The sequence below is a fragment of the bacterium genome (genome assembly GCA_016708315.1).
Lineage (GTDB): Bacteria > Zixibacteria > MSB-5A5 > CAIYYT01 > CAIYYT01 > JADJGC01.
The window spans coordinates 1-6,837 of the sequence record JADJGC010000019.1 but is presented as its reverse complement, the minus strand read 5'-3'; the positions used below and the strand labels follow the sequence as shown (position 1 = coordinate 6,837).

Below are 6,837 nucleotides of genomic sequence, written 5' to 3'. Positions count from 1 at the left end.
TTCAAACCACTGACCGCAGAAAATAAGGTGTGATTTCTTGGGTCTGCATTTTTGTTTGTTTCTGTTGCTCTGCTCTGCGCACAGAATCGTTTTGGAAAAGAGAAGGCGACGCCATGCGCCGGCCTCTTCTCTCCCGTTTTGTTTAGGCCTCGTCATCTTACCGCCGCAGGCGGTCTGATTTCAACTCCCACTTCGCTGGCTTGGCACCATGCGATTCGGGGAAGCGATAGACTTCCCGGGGCGTGGCGTAGCCCAGCGCCTGATGCGGCCGTTCGTCGTTGTAATGGGCGAACCAGCGGAACAGTCCGTCTTCCAGCTCCAGTCCGTCCTCGTAGTCGCGCAGATAGATGTCCTCATACTTGAGGCTGCGCCACAACCGTTCCACGAACACGTTGTCCAGACACCGGCCCCGGCCATCCATGCTCACCAACGTGCCCGCTGCCGCCACCGCCTCGAGGTAGGCCAGCGAGGTGAACTGCGATCCTTGATCCGTGTTGGCAATCAAAGGGGCCCGCGTGCCATGCTGGAGCGCCGCCTGCCACGCCCACACACAGAAGGCCGCCTCCAAGGTGTTGCTCAACCGCCACGCCAGCACATACCGGCTCCACCAATCCATCACCGCCACCAGATACATGAATCCGTGGCGCATCGGAATGTAGGTGATGTCGGCGCACCACGCCTGATCCGGTCCCGTGATCTCTTTTCCCCGCAATAAATACGGGTAGATTTCGTGTCCCGGCCCGGCCGGCTGGTGTTCTTCTGCGGATAAATCGCCCGGATGCCCAGCACCGCCATCAGGCGTTGGACCCGCTTGCGATTGATCTCCCAGCCCTCGCGCCGCAACAGCGCGGCCAGCCGCCAACTCCCGAAGACCGGACGCTCCAGGTGCAGTTCGTCCAACCGGCGCAAGAGGGCCAGGTTCTCGGCGCTCTCGGGCCGCGGCTCGTAGTAATACGCCCCCCGCGAGATGCCGAGCAGCTCGCACTGCGTCCGCAGCGACAGGCCCGCCGGAATGCTCGCGACCAGCTCCACGCGCTCCTTCACAAGCCCAGTTGTCTGGACTTTTTTTTGAGCCAGTCCAACTCCATCGTCAACTGTCCCACCTTGCGCTCCAACCGCTCAATCTCTTTCTCGCTCTCCTGGATTTGCACCGTCGGCCCATTCTCGAACACCTCGGGCAGGCGCTGGCTCACCTCGCTCTTCCACTGGCTGACCTGATTGGGATGTACCTGATAATCCCGCGTGATCTGCGCCACCGTCTGGATCCCCTTCAACGCTTCCAGCCCCACCTTGGCCTTGAAGCCCGCTTCCAACCGTCTGCGTTTCGCTCTCATTTTGTTGTCTGTCCTTTCTTTCATTTTGACCGGCTCGTTCATCGAGCCGGTCAGGAGCAGACACCAAAAAATCCACCTATACCAGTGGTCTAAAAATGGGGCCCATTTCATGGCCGATGGACCGTGGAATGTCGTGAATAACCCGCCTTGCCGGTCTCCATCGCTCACACTCTCGCCAACGGTTGGACTATCGCCGATGTCCAATCGCCCGAGTAATTACCTCAAGGGGGACAAATAGTGCCACCCATAAGTCTGGCTACAATCATCTAACTCTTATGTTTGTGCAAGAAATATCGGGAACATCTGAAATGAGAAAAAGCGACAACCTGTAGTGATCTTAGTTTCCTCGACGAGCGACCCGTGCGAAAGTTGGGGAATAGGCTGTTCCTTACAGCTTAAATCGTAAGTCCGGACATCGGTGGACTCGCTTATGGACCGCGCATCCGAGCAGCCCACGACTGGCGGTCCAGCCAACGAACGCAAATTGTCGTGCTAATCAACTGTGCATTAACGTTGGTCGCTCCGCAGCGCCAACGGAAAGGCAAATTGCCAATAGTCCTATACTATAATTTCTCACGCATGCTGGCTGACTGTAAGTTCGCACGGCCCTGAGATTACAGCCGCCGGTACCTGTCAGCACAATCAAGCTGCGGCTTCCAGCAATTCCGTCCGCACGAAGTAGAAAAATCATCCATCGCCCCCCCGATTTTTCCCCCCGAAGAATCAGGTTGCTTAGGTCGCCAACTTGGGGCGTAAAAAAGATTGAGGTCAAATTACAGCGCCGCAACCAGTAGTTGCTGGAAACTGTGCTGCACTTAAGCCGCTAGCAGTCTGTCGGACTTAGAGGGCAAAAGATTTTTGAAAATAGAATGAACAAAAGGGTGGGGCCAGGATCCAACCCTTCATGGCTGCACGTTTTGTGAATCTGGATCGGCAGACGCCGATGTTCCTGCCTTGCGATTTGCGCGAGTGGTTGCCCGGAGACCACCTCGTCCACTTCATCCTGGACGCTGTCGAGCAAATCCCCACGGGCCACTTGCGTGTGAACCATCGCGGCACGGGCAGTGAACAGTATCCGCCCACGATGATGCTCGCCCTGCTCATCTATTGCTACGCCACCGGACGGTTTGGTTCGCGCACCATCGAGGCGGCCACATACAGCGATGTGGCGGTGCGTTACCTGTGCGCCAACCATCATCCCGATCACGATTCGATCTGCACCTTTCGCCGGGTGAACCAGGCCGCGTTTGAGGCGGCGTTCGTCACGGTGCTGCAACTGGCGCATCAACTCCGACTCACGCGTGTAGGTTCGGTCAGTGTGGACGGCACAAAGATTCAGGCCAACGCCAGCAAGCACGCCGCCGTCAGTTACCAGCGCGCCGGGGAACTGATCACCCGCTTTCAATTGGAAGTGCAGGAACTGATCACACGTGCCGAAACCGCCGATGGGAAGGAGGCCAACGAGCCGCTGGACATCCCGGCGGAACTGGCCCGACGCGAGAAGCGCATTGAGTCGCTGAAACACGCGCGCCAGATCATCGAAGCGCAGGCCAGGGAAATGGCCGCGGCCAAGCGGCCCGAGCACGAGGCCAAAGGGACCGCACGCCAGGCGCAGCGCGACGCCGGCAAAAAGCCCCGCGGCCCAGAACCCCAAGCGCTGAGTGAAGTGCCTGAACCCAAAGCCCAATACAACTTTACTGATCCCGAGAGCCGGATCATGAAAGCGGGCAACGGGAAACACTTTGAACAAGCTTACAACGCGCAGGCGGCCGTGGACGAAGCGATGTTGATCGTGGGCCAGCGCGTGAGTGTCGCGCCCAACGACAAACAGGAACTGGCGGCAACCGTTGCCGCCATCAGCCCGGTGGTGATCGCTGAAGTCAAAACCGTGCTGGCCGACAGCGGATTTTACAGTGAAGCGATGGTGCAAGCGGTGGAACAAAAGCGGGACGGGATTTCGAGTGGCTTGACGGTGTATGCGGCGGTGGACAAACAAACGCATCACAAGCGGGTGGCGGATTTGCTGCCGCAACCCGAACCGCCGCCGTTGCCAGAGAACGCGAGTGCCAAAGAAAAGATGGCGCACCGGATGAAGACGCAGGCGGGCAAGACACTTTACAAACTGCGCAAGCAAACCGTTGAGCCGGTGTTTGGGATCCTCAAAGAAGTGCTGGGCTTCCGCCGGTTTCTGCTGCGCGGGCGGGAGAAGGTGTCATTGGAATGGCTGCTGGTCTGCGTGAGCTATAACTTCAAGCGGCTGTTCACGCTCAAAAACCTGGCGGCGACGGGGTAAAAAGCCGGCGCGCGGGCGCTATCAGCGAAAAACTCGGAGGGGCCGTCTCCCAGCGCGGGGCCGAGATGGGGGGCGGTGAGCAAAAATGGTTTTGTACCAGCCACCGGGAGCCGTAATAGGCGTGCGCCAGCAAATGCGATTTCTAAGTCCGACAAATTCCTAGGCTTTCATCTTGCAGCGTCTCAGGTGACCGGTTTTGCGCCCACGAAAACTGTAAGACCGCATCCACATCATATGACAAAAGGGTCGCTTTTCAGGGGATATTCCACGATTGTTAATCCGGAGACACGGGTGATGCCCGACAGATGTCAGCGACCTCCGGCAAAGCCGGAGGCTTGAGATAGCGTGAACCGCTCAAAGCGGGTTATAGTTCCGTTAGCCGCTCAAAGCGGCAACAGCGTCAGTTGGTCCAACCGCTGATCTTCTTTTTCCTGCTCTTGGATGTATCGGCGCACCGCGACTTCGTCCCGCCCCACCGTCGATACCCAATAGCCCCGTGCCCAGAACTGCTGACCCACAAAGCTCTTCCTCCGCCCTGCATACACCCGAGCTATGTGAATCGCGCTCTTGCCCTTCAGATACCCCATCACCTGCGCCACCGAATACTTCGGCGGAATCGAGATCAACATGTGCACATGATCCGGCATCAGGTGCCCCTCGATGATCTCACTCTCTTTTTGCCGCGCCAGCTCGCGAAAGACTGGCCCTAACTCCCGCCGGATTTGTCCAAACAAGTTCCCCCCGCGCCCCCCCAACCAAAAAGAACTCCCCCCCCCCCCCCCCAACCCCCCAACCCCCCTCCCCCCCCCCCCCCCTTCACAAACTTTGGCCGCCTCCTGACATAGACTTCAACGATCTGCGCTGTTTCTGGGCTTTTTCCGTACTCTGAAGCCGCGAAGGGTGCGAACCCAAACCTGTCCGCTTTTTCGAACGCTCGCCTATGCTGCCCGGTATGGGCGCAACTAGAACGGACGATCTGTTCCCGGAGGTCCGCAATCCGGAAGGCACTCGGATCCTCAACGAGCGATGCGTGATCAAGACGCAAGCGGGTCATCGAGTGGTGCTGGTTTCGGGGATTGTCCTGGCCAGCTACGCGGTCACCGATCGCATGGCCGAAGCCTACGCGATGGTCAGCCTGGTCGAGCAGGGTTGGGCCAGTCAGTACCAGGTGGCTCACGCATTGGGGTGTTCGGCACGGACGGTCCGTCGCGATCAGCGCAGGTTTGAAAACGGCGGACTGGCTGCGTTGGGACATGGCGACGGCTACCCCAAAGGACAATGGCGTCTTCCGGGAGAACGCAGCCGATGGATTCATCGCCTGAAAGCAAGCGGCCATTCGAATCGGGAGATCGCGCGCCGCGCTGGAGTGAGCGAAATGGCCATTCGTAAATTATTGTGTCGCCTGAACTGGAAGGACGCGCCAGCGCAGCCGGATTTGATCCCCTCTGAGAATGCCCTGCCTGCGAACCCAAACCTGTCCGCTTTCTGCGTCACCGCGCCGACAGCTTCCATCCGCCATGACCCCGACCCAAGTGATCGTTCCGCCGACCGCTTGCTGGCGCGGTTGGGATTGCTGCAAGACGCCCCTCCGTTGTTCGGTTCGGCGATGGCAGTTCCGCGAGCCGGCGTTCTCCTGGCGCTTCCGGTTTTGATGGCCAGTGGGGTGTTCGAGTGCGCGCAAAAAATCTACGGCCATCTTGGGCCGAGCTTCTATGGCTTGCGCACCAGCTTGCTCACGCTGTTGCTGATGGCGCTGTGGCGCATCAAGCGTCCGGAAAATCTCAAAGAGTATTCGCCTCAAAGCCTCGGACGTGTGTTGGGACTGGACCGGGCGCCGGAAGTCAAAACTCTGCGGCGCAAGCTGGCCAGCCTGGCGGCCACGGGACGCGCCGCCCAGTTTGGCGATGCGCTGGCCCGGCGACGCGTGGAGTTGCGCGGCAAGGCCATGGGTTTCCTTTACGTCGACGGGCACGTGCGGGTCTATCACGGCCAGCACGCGCTGCCCAAAACCCACGTGGCACGCATGCGCATTTCGTTGCCGGCCACCTCGGATTATTGGGTCAATGACAGTTCCGGCGATCCACTGTTCGTCGTGACCGCCGAGGCCAACGCCGGTCTGGTCAAGATGCTGCCCGGCATTCTCGACCAAGTCCGCGGACTGGCTGGCCAACGACGCGTGACCGTCGTGTTCGATCGTGGCGGCTTCAGTCCGAAACTCTTTCAACAGATCATCGCCGCCGGGTTCGATTTGCTGACCTATCGCAAGGGCCGTTATCCAAGAATCCCGCGCTCACGCTTCAACCCGCACACCGGCCGCCTGGGCGGACGAAAAGTCTCTTATGTTCTGGCCGATCAGGAAGTCCGGCTGCTTAAAGGCAAACTGCGTTTGCGGCAGGTCACGCGGAGAATGGAAAACGGACATCAGACGCCGATCCTGACCTCACGACGCGACCTGGCGGCGGCACAGGTTGCCTATCGGATGTTTGATCGCTGGCGCCAGGAGAACTTCTTCAAATACCTGCGCGAAGAATACGCCCTGGATGCGCTGGCGGAATATGCCGCAGTTCCGGCCGATCCAACGCGCGAAGTTCCCAACCCGGTTTGGACCGCGCTGGATGCCCAATACCGCCAGGCCTGGGCGCGGGTGGATCGGCTGCAAAGCGAATATGGCTTGGAGGCGCTGAACAATCTGGAACAGAAACATCGCACGATGCGCGGGTTCAAGATCGCTTACGGCAAGCTGGGTGAGAAGATCTGGAGCGCCTGGCAGCGAGTATCGCAGTTGGCCAAACGCCGCGCGGCGGTGCCGCGGCGAGTTCCGGTGCGGGAGGCGACCGACAAACCGATCGTCAAGCTGGCGCCGGAGCGCAAGCACCTGACTAATCTGATCAAAATGGTGGCCTATCAGGCCGAGAGTGATCTGCTGCGAATGGTCACGCCGCACTACCGGCGAGCCGATGACGAAGGCCGGACACTCATCCAAGCGGCACTGGCAAGTGCGGCGGATTTGGAAGTCACGAAACGAGAACTGCGCGTCAGGCTGGCTTCACAAAGTTCACCGCATCGCACCCGCGCCGTCGCGGCACTGTGCGAGGAACTGAATCACAGAAAAGCGGTTTTCCCGGGGTCGAACTTGCGCCTGAAATACTTGATCCAGGATCCGTCATGAGGAAAAAGCGGACATTTTCAACACCCCTATGTCAGGAGTTC

Annotated in this window: 2 protein-coding genes and 2 pseudogenes; 2 read left to right on the top strand and 2 right to left on the bottom strand. The window is 59.3% G+C overall.

Annotated features, from left to right (window positions below):
* Positions 1–253 precede the first annotated feature (253 nt).
* Positions 254–1,334, bottom strand: a pseudogene (locus tag IPH59_11990) (IS3 family transposase).
* A 904-nt stretch (positions 1,335–2,238) separates the two neighbouring features.
* Here IPH59_11990 and IPH59_11985 point away from each other — a divergent pair.
* A complete protein-coding gene (locus IPH59_11985) occupies positions 2,239–3,627 on the top strand; it encodes a transposase (GenBank protein MBK7092419.1) in 1,389 nt (462 codons plus the stop codon).
* Positions 3,628–4,010: 383 nt separating this feature from the next.
* Here the strand turns inward: IPH59_11985 and tnpA are convergent.
* Positions 4,011–4,361, bottom strand: a pseudogene (tnpA, locus tag IPH59_11980) (IS200/IS605 family transposase).
* Between the two features lie 218 nt (positions 4,362–4,579).
* Between tnpA and IPH59_11975 the strand changes: the two are divergent.
* Positions 4,580–6,796 carry a helix-turn-helix domain-containing protein gene (locus IPH59_11975; protein MBK7092418.1) on the top strand — a complete coding sequence of 739 codons (2,217 nt, stop codon included), beginning with the start codon at positions 4,580–4,582 and terminating at the stop codon, positions 6,794–6,796.
* Positions 6,797–6,837 lie beyond the last annotated feature (41 nt).

Bases quoted from the DNA above. Each gene is read 5' to 3' on its own strand.
- IPH59_11985 (MBK7092419.1), top strand. From the start codon at position 2,239: ATGGCTGCACGTTTTGTGAATCTGGATCGGCAGACGCCGATGTTCCTG.
- IPH59_11975 (MBK7092418.1), top strand. From the start codon at position 4,580: ATGGGCGCAACTAGAACGGACGATCTGTTCCCGGAGGTCCGCAATCCG.